We start from the raw sequence: 14,868 nt of genomic DNA, 5'->3' as shown, positions 1-14,868 counted from the left end.
AAATTGAGCTAGTACTTTGCAAGATAAGAACTAGTAAAATATGGAAACAAAAAAAGATATTAATAAACTTATTATAGATAATTATTCAAACCTCAAACCTTCTTTATTCTTTTTACCTGTATTTTTATTGATTGCAATTGTATTCTTCTTGTATAATGAGAATGCTCTATCTTCTGATGCATATATAAAAATTCAAACAAAGACTTTCTTTTTTATTAATTATTATTTGGGGCAGGATCCGGATCTGCAATTCAATCTGACACAGTTAGGAGACGACCTTATTTTTCTGTCGTTATTAAGTATATTAATAATGTATGCGCCCAAGATATGGGAGTCTTTAATATCGAGTTTGTTGCTATCACTTGTATTTTCGTGTTTATTAAAAAAAATATTTGCAGTACCCAGACCTGCGGCAGTATTTGATCATAGTAGTTTTGTTATTGTTGGGAAGGCATTGTCAGGACACACAAGTTTACCTTCAGGACACTCGATTACGATTTTCGCAATACTTACAATTTTATTATTTGCATTAATGCCCTCAAAATCGGGATATAGAATTTTATGGTCTTTTTTTGTGATTCTTACAGGATCGGTTCTTGTCTTCACGAGAGTAGGTATCGGAGCACATTATCCTCTTGATGTCATTATAGGAGGTATTATCGGATATCTACTGGGGCTTGCGGGTATCTTTATTAGCCGAAAATATAAAATTTGGACATGGATTAATGATAAAAGATACTACCCGATTTTTATTCTTTTGTTTCTAATTTGCAGTATCGCATTAATCGGCAGAATAATGGCTGAAAATCTGGTTATTTATTATTTATCACTTGTGAGTTTAATGATTTCATTATATAAAACTATAACTATATATGTTAAAAAATAGCATAAAAATAACTCACTTCGTTTTGTTGATGAGTTTCTTGAATTTAGTATTCTTTCATTTTCCATTTTATTGTTTTGTCTTTCAGAATCTAGACTATAAAAGTTTGAATGGCATTGTTATAATTATAAGTTTAATTATTATAATGCTGGTTGTAAATGCTTTTGTTTTTTACCTGTTATTTTCTCTCTCCCGTTTTGTAGGGAAACCTTTATTGATAACGTTCTTCATTATTAATTCTGTCGCAGTTTACTTTATTAATACTTACGGCGTCATAATAGACAAAAGTATGATTGGGAATATACTCAATACCGATTATGAAGAGTCTACCAGCTTTTTCTCCTTTAAATTAATATTGTACGTAATTCTTTTAGGAATTATTCCGGCTATTTATATCATTAAGATTAAAATCATAAACGTAACATGGAAGAAATTTTTAATAACCTCTTCGCTTACTTTATTATTTATTGTGATTCTGGTATTTGCAAATGCAAGCAATTGGTTATGGATTGATAAAAATTCGAAAAAATTGGGAGGGCTTGCTATGCCTTGGTCTTATTCGGTAAATATTGCACTTTTTTATATTGATAAACACAATAAAAATAAAAAAGAGATTTTATTACCCAATGCAACCATAACAAATAATGAAAAATCGGTTGTGGTCTTGGTCATAGGAGAATCTGCAAGAAGCCAAAATTTTTCGTTGTACGGTTATGAGAAAAATACGAATCCGTTACTTTCTAAAACAGAGAACCTGTTTCATTTCAATGCGACTTCTTGTGCCACATACACTACTGCAGGAGTAAAAGGTATTTTGGAGCATATGAGAACTAATGATCTGTATGAGATTCTACCCAATTACTTATATAGGAATAATGTAGATGTTATTTGGAGAACTACAAATTGGGGGGAGCCTCCGGTTCATATAAAAAACTATCAGAATAGGGATACCTTAAAGGCAAATTGCAAAGGCGAAGGTTGTAATTATGACGAAATTCTTTTGACCGGACTGAAAGAGCAAATATTGGCAAGTAAGAAAAATAAAGTATTAATAATATTGCATACAAGCACAAGTCATGGACCCACATATAGCAAGAAATATCCTCCCCGATTTGAGGTTTTTAAGCCTGTTTGTAACAGTGTCGAATTAGGAGATTGTTCTCACCAAGAGTTGATCAATGCATACGATAATACGATTGTTTATACTGATTATATCTTATATAGTATAATTGAAGATTTGAAACAGCTGAAAGAATACAAAAGTGCAATGCTTTTTGTTTCGGATCATGGAGAATCTTTAGGTGAAAAAAACCTTTATATGCATGGGGTACCTTTAAGTATTGCTCCTAAAGAACAATATGAGATTCCCTTTATAGTCTGGGTATCCGACAATAGTTCAAAACAGCTCAAACCTAATAAAATATTATCTCAAAACCACGTGTTTCATAGTGTGTTAAATTTCTTAAGTATACAAAGTCCTGTTTATGATGAGAAAATGAACATCTTTAAATAACTGACAGCAAAAGAACGATAATTATTTATATTATTTATGCTGTTTTTCAGATCCAAAAGTATAGCTGTGAAATCATGAAGTTACATAAAGTTAACTAAAGAGGCTATATAAATTATCGATAATAACAAACTCCCGGAAAATTTCGGGAGTTTGTCATCTGATATTTAAGGACGTTTACCTGTAACGGTGATAGAGTAAATGCCGACATTACCTTTTTTGTATTTTTCGATAGTCTCTTCATCCAGATGTTCCTTCAGGACATCGTCAGGAATTACAACTGTTTTTGTCCGCTCGATTTTTATATCCTCAAAATTGGCTTTTTTTATTTCTGACAAATAATCCTCTTTCTGAATAGCACTCGCAATACAACCTGCATACATCGAAGCATTATCGGTAAACTCCTTAGGAAACATACCGTTCAATACCACGTCGGATATGCAAAAATGTCCACCATGCTTTAATACACGGTATATCTCATTAAAAATCTTATCTTTTTCGGGAAGCAGGTTCAATACACAATTGCTGACAACAACATCGGCGGTATTATCCGGTACAGGCATTTCCTCTATATCCCCCTCTATAAATACCACATTTGTGTAGCCCCGCTTTGTTGCATTTTTGCGTGCCCGTTCAATCATCTGCGGAGAAAAGTCTATTCCGATAATTCTTCCCGACTCACCTGTTTCAGCTCTTGCAATAAAACAATCGTTCCCCGCACCCGAGCCCAGATCTATAACCGTATCGCCTTCTTTTATTCCGGCATATTCGGTTGGAAGCCCGCAGCCTACACCTAAGTCGGCATCCGCTTCATAGCCTTTCAATTTCGAGTAATCTTCACTCATGATGGTAAACACTTTCTTTGCCGGCGACATTGGTTTTGTGCCACAGCAACATTTGCCTTTCAGTTCATCGGCGCTTAATGCCAGTTCACTGTATTGTTGTTTTACTAAAGCTTTCTTTTCTTCGTTCGTTTTCATATTTAAAACTCTTGTAGCTATTTATAATATTTCTTTCTTAACCAAAAGGCTATATTCACTAATAAGATGAGTATAGGTACTTCGACTAGTGGACCTACCACGCCGGCAAAGGCCTGTCCGCTGTGTAATCCGAATACACCGATCGCAACAGCAATAGCCAGTTCGAAGTTATTGCCTGTGGCTGTGAAGGCTATAGATACATTTTTGTCGTAAGATGCGCCCATTAATTTACCGGCAAAGAAACTGAGGAAGAACATTACCACGAAATAGATAAGTAGCGGTATGGCTATACGCACCACATCTAATGGTATTTGTACTATCAGTTCGCCTTTCAGGCTGAACATTAGAATGATGGTAAACAATAATGCTATGAGGGTGATAGGGGATATGGCAGGGATAAATTTTTCTTTATACCATTGCTCTCCTTTTACTTTTACCAGTATCAAACGGCTAAGAATACCCATCAGGAACGGAATACCTAAATAAATAGCGACAGTTTTGGCTATTGTTCCTATTGATATATCCACGATAGCACCCTCAAAGCCAAATAACGGGGGCAATTTGGTTACAAATATCCATGTATAAAAACTGTAAAAGAATACCTGAAAGATACTGTTCAGGGCTACCAATCCCGCACCGTACTCCGTGTTACCTTCTGCTAGATCGTTCCATACAAGAACCATCGCTATACATCTTGCAAGACCTATCAGGATAACTCCCACCATATATTCGGGGTAATCGTGTAAAAAGAGGATAGCAAGTAAGAACATTAAGACAGGCCCGATAATCCAGTTTAGAATTAGCGAAATGGATAATATCCTTATATTTGAAAATACTTTTGGTAGCAGCTTATAGTCTACTTTAGCCAATGGCGGGTACATCATTAGTATAAGACCGATTGCCAAAGGAATATTTGTTGTGCCGCTCGACATAGAATCTATATAACTGCTGAAAGAGGGTATGAAATAACCTAACCCCACACCGATAGCCATTGCAAGGAATATCCAAAGTGTTAAGTTCTTATCTAAGAAACTCATTTTTCTTTTACTCATATCCTTTTATGTTATTAGTATATAGTTCATAGAATGCTTTCTTGATATCGTCTCTTACCCTTATATATTCCGACTGTATAAATTCAGTTGTTCCTGAGGCATCAGACGGGTCGTCGAATCCGATATGCAGGCGGTTCCTTACCTTACCTGAAAATGCGGGACAGCTTTCATTTGCACCACCGCATACGGTTATCACATAATCCCATTCTTCATTCATATATTGTTCTACATTATCCGATGTATGGTGCGAAATATCCACACCTGCACCCATCATCACCTCTATTGCTTTGGGATTTACTTTTCCGCTTGCCCGTGTCCCTGCGGAATAGACTAATAATTTAGGGTCGAATGACTGTAAGAAACCATGTGCCATCTGGCTACGGCAGCTATTGCCCGTACAAAGGATTAGGATTTTTGGCGGTATCTGATTTACTACAAGCTGCCAATGTCCTACATCGCGCCATTGATCGAACTTCCAGCCTATTTCTTTCATGTGTGAGGCCTGTCTGAAGCCGAATTTTTCGTGCAGGTGAACACTGCTTTCGTTAGGAATACAAATTCCAGCGATAAGTGCATGTACTTCTTTTTTGTATATTTCCTTGAAAAGGTGTTGATACAGGATTGTTCCGAAGCCTTTACCTTTCACATCCTTATCGATATATACGGTTACTTCCTTCGTCGAAGAATAGGCGCAGCGGTTATTCCAGTTGTGCAAATAACAATAGCCGATAATTTTACCATCAAGTTCTCCGACATAATAAGGAAAACCATCATCTAAAAAATCTTTAATGCGTTGTTGCATTTCTGTTTCGTTGACAGCTGCCGTTTCAAATGTAATAGCAGTATTCTCCACATAGTAATTATAAATATCGCATATGCCTTTGGCATCGCCTAATGTTGCTTCCCTTATCTTCATATTTGGCTAGATTATAATTCGTAATTATACAGACTATTCGTTGTTCGTGAATTGACGAATATAGAGGGCAAATTTTTTATTTCTTGTTGCAATTATCTTCGTTTTTAATCTCTACAAAAAATGCAGAGAAGAGTTTTTTTGCTTTCTCCCAGTTTTCTTCATTGATGCAATACCTTACTGTTGGAAGAGTAATTGTTCCCTGTATCAGTTCTGCATCTTTTAATTCATTCAGGTGTTGCGACAATGTGCTTTTAGCAATAGGCAGTATTTCCGACATATCACCATGATAGCAACATGACTGACTTGCTAACATCTGTAAAATGGCGATACGAATAGGGTGTCCCATTGCTTTGGCAAAACGTGCGAGCTGTTCCTGATCGACGGTTAGTTCCTTTTTAGACATATCTGTTATTCTTGTTGTTCGCAAATATACGAATATGTTTTTAATTCGTAATGTTACGAATGATATTTTATGTTATTTTTTCATTTATCAATCTGAAACTCCCAGGAACGGCTTGTTTGGTTTATTCTATCATATAGAGAATAAGCCGGTTTAGAATAAACTACCGGCCTTTATATCCGGATTGTTGTACTGTAATCTTCCTTTCGATTTTCCCAGATTAATCGCATTTCCAGGGCACCAATGTACGCACGCATGACATGATTCGCAGTTTACACCCCATACTGGTTTCTTATCTGTTATCGAAATATTATCTACAGGGCACACTTTGCTGCACATACCACAACCTGTGCAGTTATTTTCTAATGTGAATTTTTTGTGTGTATCTTTAAAGAAGATATTAAATAAGCCCTTATGAATCTTGTCCGACAATCTACAATATGGCGACGGTTGTTTTTCTATTTTAGCTTTAATTTCATTGGCGATATCTGTTGTAATAGCATCCGCTTTTTTCAGTATCGATGGTCTTTTCGAAGCCGGTACTTCGTATTCTTTCAGGCAATTACCAACCGTGGGGATATAATTGCCGTAACTCAATGCGAACCCTTTATCGTTCAGTATCTTATTTACTACCGATATTGCCGATCCTTTGTATGTATAGTAAGTAGCTATGGAAAAGTAATATGTATCTTTTCTGAACGGAAAACCTTTCAGGAAATCAATGACTATATCCGGTACTCCTCCCATATAAACGGGAAAAACAAATCCGACTGATGTACTATCGGGATGTTGGGGTGTGGCCTTCCGGCTTATCTTTACCAATTCCGACTGCGTGTAAAGTGAAGCAATATCAGAAGCTGCTTTCAGGCTGTTGCCCGTAGCTGAAAAATAATAGATGGTGATCTTTTCTGTTGTATTCATATATAAAAGTATTTGCGGATAAAAATAAAGTTACTTACTTTTGGAAAGTATAAAAGTATTTACTTCTTGTCTGACAAACAAGAGCTTACATAAGAGGAAGTCACTTACCTTCCGGTACGGATTGTTGATTAACAGGAATTTACGATGGAACAATTTTTGAAAAAATATCCCTATACCGAAGACTGCCCTTTCAGGATGGTTATGGAACATTTCGGCAATAAGTGGTCAATGATCATTATAATCACTTTGGGTGAAAACGGAAAGATGCGCTTCAACGAGCTCGATAAATGTATTGTTGATATATCCCAGAAAGTTTTAACAAGTACCCTTCGTATGCTCGAAAAAGACGGCTTTATCAATCGGAAAGTATATCCCGAAATTCCGCCAAGGGTAGAATATGAGCTTTCGGCTTTGGGTAAAGACTTATTACCCTTGATAGAGAGTTTCGCCGACTGGTCATATGAGCATATCAGAGAAATAGAAAAAGCTCGCTTACGGGTAGATAGTTCCTCATACTAAATAAAATAGCTTCGTTTCAATTTATTGAATGACTTTTGGAGCGGGGAGGTGCCTGAGAATATACCTTTTTGTTATCATAATATGATAAGTTGAACCTATAAAGTGACCGATTTTATTAACACATAAGTAAAGAATCGAATAGGATGGAGGGGATTTGAATAAAGATCAGCCTTTATCTGCAAAACTGCTCTATGAGGGGTATCCCATTACAATTCCGGTCTGATTTGTTTTGAGAAAAACGAATAATTAAGCTTGCTTGCTTCTATAGATATTGTATTTACCGGATATTTATCTAAATAAAATTACAACTTATTTTATTTATGCTTTAAAACATATTTGGTTTCTTTTTTAGGTCAGACTAAAAAAGTACTTTTGTCAGCATAGCACAGCACAGATTAAAAGATAAGTTTAAATATTTAAATTAACCATATATACTAATCATGAAGTCCAAAATTTTATTAGTATTCCTAAATGTTTTATTATTAGTGTCTTGCTCTAAGGAGAAGGTAAGTATCGTTTCAGACGAAAACGCTTCACCCCGCGTTAAGTTTGGAGTTGAGAAATTAAAAGAAGCGTTGGAAAATGCCGATTATGAAGTCTCTCTTATTACTTCTTCTGATAATAGTTCCGATTTATTGATACAAGTCGGAGTGAACAAAACCGACTCATTGGCTAAAGAGGGATATAGTATTAAATCAGAAAATAATACTATAAATATTTTAGGTAATGACGAGTCGGGTGCTTTATATGGCTGTATAGAGCTCGGAAAGCTTATCAAAGAAAACAACAAGTTACCGGTTGGGCTCGATATAACGGATAAACCCGAAATGGTTCTTCGTGGTGCTTGCGTAGGAATTCAGAAGCCTTATTACCTGCCGGGAAGGACTGTGTATGAATATCCGTATACTCCCGAAACCTTTCCTTGGTTTTATGATAAAGAACTCTGGATCGAGTATCTGGATATGTTAGTTGAAAATAAAATGAACTCCCTCTATTTGTGGAACGGGCATCCTTTTGCCTCACTGGTAAAACTGGACGATTATCCGTATGCGGTAGAGGTGGACGACGAAACATTTAAGAAGAATGAAGAAATGTTTGCCTTCCTGACCCAGGAAGCTGACAAACGTGGTATCTGGGTTATCCAGATGTTTTACAATATACTGGTTTCAAAACCCTTTGCCGAGCATCACGGTATAAAAACACAGGATAGAAGCCGGCCGATTACTCCTTTGATTTCCGACTATACCCGAAAGTCGATAGCAGTCTTCATCGAGAAGTATCCGAATGTCGGACTATTGGTTTGTCTGGGCGAAGCAATGGATACTTATGATGATGATGTAGAGTGGTTTACAAAAACAATCATACCTGGAGTACAGGATGGATTAAAGAAGCTGAATGTAACAGAAGAACCTCCAATTGTTGTCCGGGCACACGATACGGATGCCAAAATGGTGATGGAAGCTTCACTTCCTCTTTATAAGAATCTGTATACCATGCATAAATATAACGGTGAATCGCTGACTACATACGAACCTCGAGGCCCTTGGGCTAAGATTCATCAGGATCTCAGTAGTTTGGGCTCGGTGCACATTGATAATGTACATATCCTCGCTAATCTGGAACCTTTCCGCTACGGTTCTCCCGATTTTATACAAAAAGTGGTGCATGCTATGCATGAAGTACATGGAGCCAATGCTTTGCATCTCTATCCACAGGCTTCTTATTGGGACTGGCCTTATACTGCCGATAAAACAGAGCCACGCCTGAAAGAAATGGAACGTGACTGGATATGGTATCAGGCCTGGGCGAGGTATGCATGGAATGCTAATCGGGATCGTAAAGATGAAATAAAGTATTGGTCAAAGTTATTAGGAGATATGTATGATTGCGGAAACAGTGGAAAGGACATCCTCGAAGCTTATGAACAATCGGGAGAAATAGCACCTAAATTGCTCCGTAAATTTGGTATTACCGAAGGAAACAGACAAACACTTCTTTTAGGTATGTTCCTCAGCCAACTGGTGAATCCGGCTAAATGGAAGGTATATTCCGGATTCCATGAATCGTGCGGACCGGAGGGTGAACTTCTGATCGAATACATGAATAAGGAATGGAATAAGCAACCTCACGTGGGTGAAACTCCTCCGCAACTGATTTCAGAAGCTGTTGCTCATGGAAATGCGGCCGTTGCAGCAATAGATAAAGCCTCGGCAGGAGTGAAGAAAAATAAGGACGAATTCAATCGTTTGAAGAATGATATGTATTGTTATCAGGCATTTGCTAATTTCTTTTCCGAGAAAGTGGAAGCGGCTATGCTGATACTTCGCTACACCCATTCGAATAATATAAGTGACTTGGAAAAGGCTATACCCCATGTAGAAAAAAGCGTGGAATATTACAAACAACTGGTAGACCTGACTAAAGATACTTACCTGTATGCGAATAGTATGCAGACTGCCCAACGGCGTATTCCGATCGGGGGAGACGATGCTAAAAACAAGACTTGGGAAGAATTGCTTCCTCATTACGAAGCTGAACTTGCCAACTTCAAAAAGAATATCGAATTTTTGAAAAAACATGGTAGTACAAGGCAAACACCGGAGATATTGAAGCCTATCGACATTAAATTCGAAAATATCAGTGTTCCGGCTTATACTATAAAGAATGGAGAAAAAGTATTCTCCGATAAAGACTTTATAATAAAAGGATTCTCAGAGGAATTGAAAAATATGAAACCTTTGCGTTTCAGTCAGGATAAACAGTATGGAGAAGGTACGACTTTGACTTTCGATGCGAAACAACCTGTTAGTCTATTAGTCGGTTATCTGAATACCGAGCGTAAAGAATATGCTAAAGCTCCAACATTAGAAACAGATGCAAGTGCTAATCAGTACGGACAAGGGGATGTGAAAATCGCTAATGCACTTGATATTCCCGACAGAGGTTCGGTAAATATCCATACCTATACGTTCGGAGTAGGGAAGCACACCCTGAATCTGGGTAAAGGCGCCTTGATGGTATTCGGTTTTATAGATGCCAGCCAGAAAATACAACCACATAATGCAGGTTTCGGAGGAGATGATCCTTCCAGTAAAATCGACTGGTTATTTTATTAATTTTCAGAAATAATGAATCAGCGCAAAGACAGTAAGCCGCCAAGAATTTTAATATAAGTATTTCTCTTAGTGTCATTGTGTCTTAGCGTTTGAGTTTAAAACAGAACCATGAAAAGGATATTGTTTTTAGTAATATTAATTTGTTTTTCGGGTATTACTTCTCTTTCGGCACAAAAAACAGTGCCGAAAGAAGTGATGCAAAGAATATACGAGGAAGTAAAGACACCCTACAAATATGGTTTGGTTGTAACTCCTGCGGATAATAAGCACAAAATAGATTGTCCTACTGTTTTTAGGGAAAACGGAAAGTGGTATATGTCTTATCTGGTTTACAACGGAAAGTCGGGTAAAGACGGACGTGGCTATGAAACATGGCTGGCAGAAAGCGACGATTTACTGAAGTGGAAAACATTAGGGCGAATACTCTTTTTTCCCGAACAAGGTATAGACAGGTGGGACGAAAATCAGCGTGCAGGATACGTTGCCCTTATCGATTACGAATGGGGCGGAAGCTACAAAGCACAAAAATTCAATAATAAATATTGGATGTCCTATTTTGGAGGAACAGGACAAGGTTATGAGCAAGGACGGCTCGAAGAAGGTATGGCTTATACCGAAGGAGACATCACCAAAGCCCATGAATGGAAAACTTTTGACAAGCCGCGACTGTCGCCAATGGATAAAGATAAAGGATGGTGGGAAAATATTACGCAATACAAATCATCGGTTATTTGGGATAAGAAAAAAACTCTGGGTTATCCTTTTGTCATGTATTACAATGCCGGCGGAGTTAACCCTGCCAATAATGTAAAGGCGGAGCGTATCGGTATCGCTTTGTCTAAAGACATGGTAAACTGGAAACGTTATAAAGGCAATCCGATAGTCAATCATGAGGAAGGGATAACAGGTGATGGTGTTATCCAGAAAATTGGAGATGTATATGTGATGTTCTATTTCGGGGCATTCCGCAAAGACCGTCCGTATAAGGCATTCAACACGTTTGCCTGTTCTTACGATTTGGTTAACTGGACGGATTGGGACGGTGACGACCTTATCATTCCTACCGAAAAATACGATAATCTGTTTGCCCATAAATCGTATGTAGTAAAATGGAACGGTGTTGTTTACCATTTCTATTGTGCGGTAAACGAGCATGACCAACGTGGGATTGCCGTAGCCACTTCGGTAGATATGGGTAAAAGCCTCGACCGTTTTCCGAAGCCTGATAAGGAAACTTTCCGCAAAGAATTCTCACTGAATGAAGGTTGGAAAACGATTGCGCACGAAACAGATAAAGAGGCTTACAATGGCTTTGAGGCTGTGAGTTATAACGATAGTAAATGGGAGCGGGTAAGTGTTCCTCATAATTGGGATAAATATGAAGGCGTACGTCGCCTGAAACATGGAAATAAGCACGGATATTCTTGGTACAGAAAGGAATTCGGTGCAGAAAAACAAGGGGAGAATAAGAAATACTTTTTATTCTTCGAAGGGGTAGGCTCTTATGCCACAGTGTTTTTAAACGGTAAAGAGATTGGTTATCATGCAGGAGGGCGGACTACATTTACATTCGATGCAACGGATGTTATCCGTTTCGACCGCCCGAATGTTTTGGCTGTGCGTGCCGATCACCCCTCCATGATTGCGGATTCGCCATGGGTGTGTGGTGGTTGTTCGTCAGAGTGGGGATTTTCGGAAGGTTCTCAGCCGATGGGTATCTTCCGTCCTGTCACTTTGGTGGTTACGGATGAAGTACGGATCGAACCGTTTGGAGTACACGCGTATAACCATGAGCCACAAACAAATTCAAACAACGAAAAGGTATTTACTTTGAATGTCAATACCGAAGTAAAGAATTATAGTTCGCGTGAACGGACTTTCGAGATTATACAAAAACTGGTCAATAAAGACGGCACTCAGGTAGAGCGCATTACGGATAAAGTTACTCTCAAGGCAAACGAGATCAGGGTTATCAAACAGAAAAGTAAAGATATGATAAATCCTCATCTTTGGGATACGGAAAATCCTTATCTGTATAAGTTAATTACAATGATAAAGGAAGACGGAAAGACCATAGATCAGGAAACGACGTCTTACGGTTTCAAATGGATTTCGTGGCCAATTTATCGTAATGATGGAGACCAGCGTTTTTATCTGAATGGTAAACCTGTCTTCGTGAACGGTGTATGCGAATACGAACATATGTTGGGACAAAGCCATGCTTTTTCGGAAGAGCAGATTCTATCCCGTGTCAGTCAGATGAAAGCGGCAGGATTCAATGCTTTCCGTGATGCTCACCAACCTCACAATCTGGTTTATCAGCAGATGTGGGATAAATTGGGGATGCTTTTCTGGACACAATTATCAGCCCATGTATGGTATGATACTCCCGAGTTCAGGGAAAACTTCAAAAATAATCTGCGTGAGTGGGTAAAAGAGAGAAGGACTTGTCCTTCCGTAGTGCTTTGGGGATTGCAGAACGAAAGTACGCTTCCCGAAGATTTTGCAAAAGAATGCACAGAGATAATCCGCGAAATGGATCCGACTTCTCCCTCACAACGTCTGGTTACGACTTGTAACGGAGGTACGGGAACAGATTGGAATGTAGTTCAGAACTGGTCGGGTACATATGGCGGTGACCCTTATAGATACGCACAGGAACTGAGTAAAAAAGAACAGTTACTCAATGGAGAATACGGAGCATGGCGAAGCATCGACCTGCATACAGAGGGAGGCTATGTACAGAACGGACTCTTTAGTGAAGACCGTATGTCTCTTCTGATGGAAATGAAAATCCGTCTGGCAGAGCAAGCCCGCGACAGTGTATGCGGACAATTTCAATGGATATACAGTTCGCATGACAATCCGGGCAGGATTCAGAATGAAGAAGCGTTTCGGGATATAGACCGCATAGGTCCTTTCAATTACAAAGGTTTGGTTACGCCTTGGGAAGAACCTTTGGATGTGTATTATATGTATCGTTCAAACTATGTTCCGAAAGAGGAAGCACCGATGGTTTATCTGGTTTCTCATACATGGAATAACCGTTGGACAGAAGCAGGTAAAAAAGATAACATTATCGTTTATTCGAATTGTGACGAAGTCGAACTTTTCAATGATGTGAAATCCGTTTCGTTAGGTAAACAGAAACGAGGTGGTATTGGCACACATTTCAAGTGGGATAATGTAGATATTCGTTACAATGTGCTTTATGCAGTTGGATATGTGAATGGTAAAGCCGTTGCAGAAGATTATATAGTTATGGATAATCTTCCGAAATCTCCCGATTTTGAAAAACTATATAAAGATGTTTCGAACCAGACACTTCCTCTACAAGGATATAATTATTTATACCGTGTGAATTGCGGAGGTGCCCAATATACGGACGAGAACGGAAACGTTTGGTCTGCCGATGTACATAAAAAGGAAGGCAATTTCTGGGGTTCCCTATCATGGACAGATGAATTGGGTAACTTACCGAACTTCTTGGCATCTCAACGCCAGACAAAAGACCCGATAGCCGGAACAAAGGATTGGGAACTGTTTCAGACATTCCGGTATGGAAGGGATAAACTGAAATACCAGTTTCCTCTGCCCGATGGTGAATATCTGGTAGAATTGTATTTTATCGAACCGTGGTGGGGAACAGATCGGAGTATGGATTGTGAAGGATACCGCATTTTTGATGTAGCTATCAGTAATGATACAGTTCTTAAGAATTTGGACATCTGGAAAGAGGCAGGACATGACAGGCTTCTGAAAAAAACGGTAAAAGGGTATGCTAAAAACGGAATACTCGAAATATCGTTTCCTCACTTCCTTGCCGGTCAGGCGGTAATTTCGGCGATTGCCATTGCTTCCGAAAATTCAGGTATACAACCTGCGCCTGCTTCTCCTACATTGATTTCCGATGTAAAAGGAGGCAAATTAAATACTTGGTTAGATACAGGAAAAGAGTTTTCGAAACTTCCTCCTGTACTTTACGGTGCGGAGTGGATTTCTCCAAATAAAGATACTAAAGAAATAAGTTTCACTTTGACAGACAATGCAGACGTATATGTGAAAGCAGATACCGGATTTGTGAAAAAATCATATCCGAAAAATCAGCCTGTCACTATCGAAGCTAATAAGTATATAGTCGCAGTTCCTCAAATCGATTGGATTGAAGAGCCGAACCTTCGCCCTGAAATAACTTATGAGGCAGAAGGCGCACATACTACAGGTAATGGTTGGCAGAAAGTGAATCACCGGAAAAAGGACGGAATGAAGATAACCAAAGGCGGTTCTCATTCTATATCCTGGACTATTTCGCCCGGACTGGCAGGTGTATATGCTTTGCGTTTTAAGTATATGAATGTGAATAAAGAGCCTGTTATAGCGAATATTCAGGTGCTGGCTTCCGATGGACGGGTAATGCGTGAAGATAAGATCCAATTTCCGTCCGCACCCGAGAAATGGCGCATGGTAAGTACTACAACGGGTGCTTATATCAATGCCGGACATTATACGGTAGTTATCAGTGGAGACAACCTGAACGGTTTATGGTTCGATGCTTTGGATATGCAGTAATA

10 protein-coding genes and 1 pseudogene are annotated in these 14,868 nt (G+C 38.6%); 5 read left to right on the top strand and 6 right to left on the bottom strand.

What is annotated here, in order from left to right; all coding sequences use genetic code 11:
• The first annotated feature begins 40 nt into the window (after positions 1–40).
• Both BUC12_RS03825 and eptA read left to right on the top strand, forming a co-directional pair.
• The gene (locus BUC12_RS03825) at positions 41–886 is read left to right on the top strand and encodes a phosphatase PAP2 family protein (RefSeq protein ID WP_073357284.1); all 846 of its coding nucleotides are present in this window, start codon (positions 41–43) and stop codon (positions 884–886) included.
• Entirely contained in the window at positions 873–2,396 is a 1,524-nt protein-coding gene (gene eptA / locus BUC12_RS03820) for a phosphoethanolamine--lipid A transferase EptA (RefSeq protein ID WP_062176713.1), read from the top strand. The genes BUC12_RS03825 and eptA overlap by 14 nt, the downstream gene beginning before the upstream one ends.
• Positions 2,397–2,560: 164 nt before the next feature.
• Here eptA and arsM read toward each other — a convergent pair whose 3' ends face one another.
• The 6 genes and pseudogenes from arsM to BUC12_RS03795 all read right to left on the bottom strand — a co-directional run bounded on the left by arsM (position 2,561) and on the right by BUC12_RS03795 (position 6,662).
• Positions 2,561–3,373 (bottom strand): arsenite methyltransferase, encoded by an 813-nt coding sequence (gene arsM, locus BUC12_RS03815; protein ID WP_062176716.1) that lies wholly within the window; start codon positions 3,371–3,373, stop codon positions 2,561–2,563.
• 17 nt (positions 3,374–3,390) lie between these two features.
• Positions 3,391–4,425 carry an ACR3 family arsenite efflux transporter gene (arsB, locus tag BUC12_RS03810; protein WP_062176719.1) on the bottom strand — a complete coding sequence of 345 codons (1,035 nt, stop codon included), beginning with the start codon at positions 4,423–4,425 and terminating at the stop codon, positions 3,391–3,393.
• Complete coding sequence (locus BUC12_RS20320; RefSeq protein ID WP_394333926.1) at positions 4,418–4,849, bottom strand: arsenate reductase ArsC; 432 nt, start codon at positions 4,847–4,849, stop codon at positions 4,418–4,420. The genes arsB and BUC12_RS20320 overlap by 8 nt, the downstream gene beginning before the upstream one ends.
• Positions 4,850–4,891: 42 nt before the next feature.
• Positions 4,892–5,341, bottom strand: a pseudogene (locus tag BUC12_RS20315) (N-acetyltransferase family protein); the annotation flags it as partial.
• 76 nt (positions 5,342–5,417) lie between these two features.
• Complete coding sequence (locus BUC12_RS03800; protein WP_062176722.1) at positions 5,418–5,744, bottom strand: ArsR/SmtB family transcription factor; 327 nt, start codon at positions 5,742–5,744, stop codon at positions 5,418–5,420.
• A gap of 150 nt (positions 5,745–5,894) precedes the next feature.
• Positions 5,895–6,662, bottom strand: a complete 768-nt coding sequence (locus BUC12_RS03795) for an EFR1 family ferrodoxin (RefSeq protein WP_062176725.1) — start codon at positions 6,660–6,662, stop codon at positions 5,895–5,897.
• A 144-nt stretch (positions 6,663–6,806) separates the two neighbouring features.
• Here BUC12_RS03795 and BUC12_RS03790 point away from each other — a divergent pair, with 144 nt between their 5' ends.
• The 3 genes from BUC12_RS03790 to BUC12_RS03780 all read left to right on the top strand — a co-directional run bounded on the left by BUC12_RS03790 (position 6,807) and on the right by BUC12_RS03780 (position 14,866).
• Entirely contained in the window at positions 6,807–7,181 is a 375-nt protein-coding gene (locus BUC12_RS03790; RefSeq protein ID WP_062176728.1) for a winged helix-turn-helix transcriptional regulator, read from the top strand.
• Positions 7,182–7,621: 440 nt separating this feature from the next.
• Positions 7,622–10,297, top strand: coding sequence for an alpha-d-galacturonidase (locus BUC12_RS03785; protein ID WP_062176731.1), 2,676 nt, complete (start codon positions 7,622–7,624; stop codon positions 10,295–10,297).
• A gap of 108 nt (positions 10,298–10,405) precedes the next feature.
• Complete coding sequence (locus BUC12_RS03780; protein WP_062176734.1) at positions 10,406–14,866, top strand: beta-d-glucuronidase/beta-L-arabinofuranosidase; 4,461 nt, start codon at positions 10,406–10,408, stop codon at positions 14,864–14,866.
• Positions 14,867–14,868 lie beyond the last annotated feature (2 nt).

The organism is Indolivaga macrotermitis, from assembly GCF_900128985.1.
GTDB lineage: Bacteria > Bacteroidota > Bacteroidia > Bacteroidales > Dysgonomonadaceae > Dysgonomonas_A > Dysgonomonas_A macrotermitis.
Note: the sequence above shows the minus strand (reverse complement) of the source record. Positions and strands in the feature narration are given on the sequence as shown.

Coding starts and splice junctions, on each gene's coding strand:
- BUC12_RS03825 (WP_073357284.1), top strand. CDS start 41: ATGGAAACAAAAAAAGATATTAATAAACTTATTATAGATAATTATTCA.
- eptA (WP_062176713.1), top strand. CDS start 873: ATGTTAAAAAATAGCATAAAAATAACTCACTTCGTTTTGTTGATGAGT.
- arsM (WP_062176716.1), bottom strand. CDS start 3,373: ATGAAAACGAACGAAGAAAAGAAAGCTTTAGTAAAACAACAATACAGT.
- arsB (WP_062176719.1), bottom strand. CDS start 4,425: ATGAGTAAAAGAAAAATGAGTTTCTTAGATAAGAACTTAACACTTTGG.
- BUC12_RS03800 (WP_062176722.1), bottom strand. CDS start 5,744: ATGTCTAAAAAGGAACTAACCGTCGATCAGGAACAGCTCGCACGTTTT.
- BUC12_RS03795 (WP_062176725.1), bottom strand. CDS start 6,662: ATGAATACAACAGAAAAGATCACCATCTATTATTTTTCAGCTACGGGC.
- BUC12_RS03790 (WP_062176728.1), top strand. CDS start 6,807: ATGGAACAATTTTTGAAAAAATATCCCTATACCGAAGACTGCCCTTTC.
- BUC12_RS03785 (WP_062176731.1), top strand. CDS start 7,622: ATGAAGTCCAAAATTTTATTAGTATTCCTAAATGTTTTATTATTAGTG.
- BUC12_RS03780 (WP_062176734.1), top strand. CDS start 10,406: ATGAAAAGGATATTGTTTTTAGTAATATTAATTTGTTTTTCGGGTATT.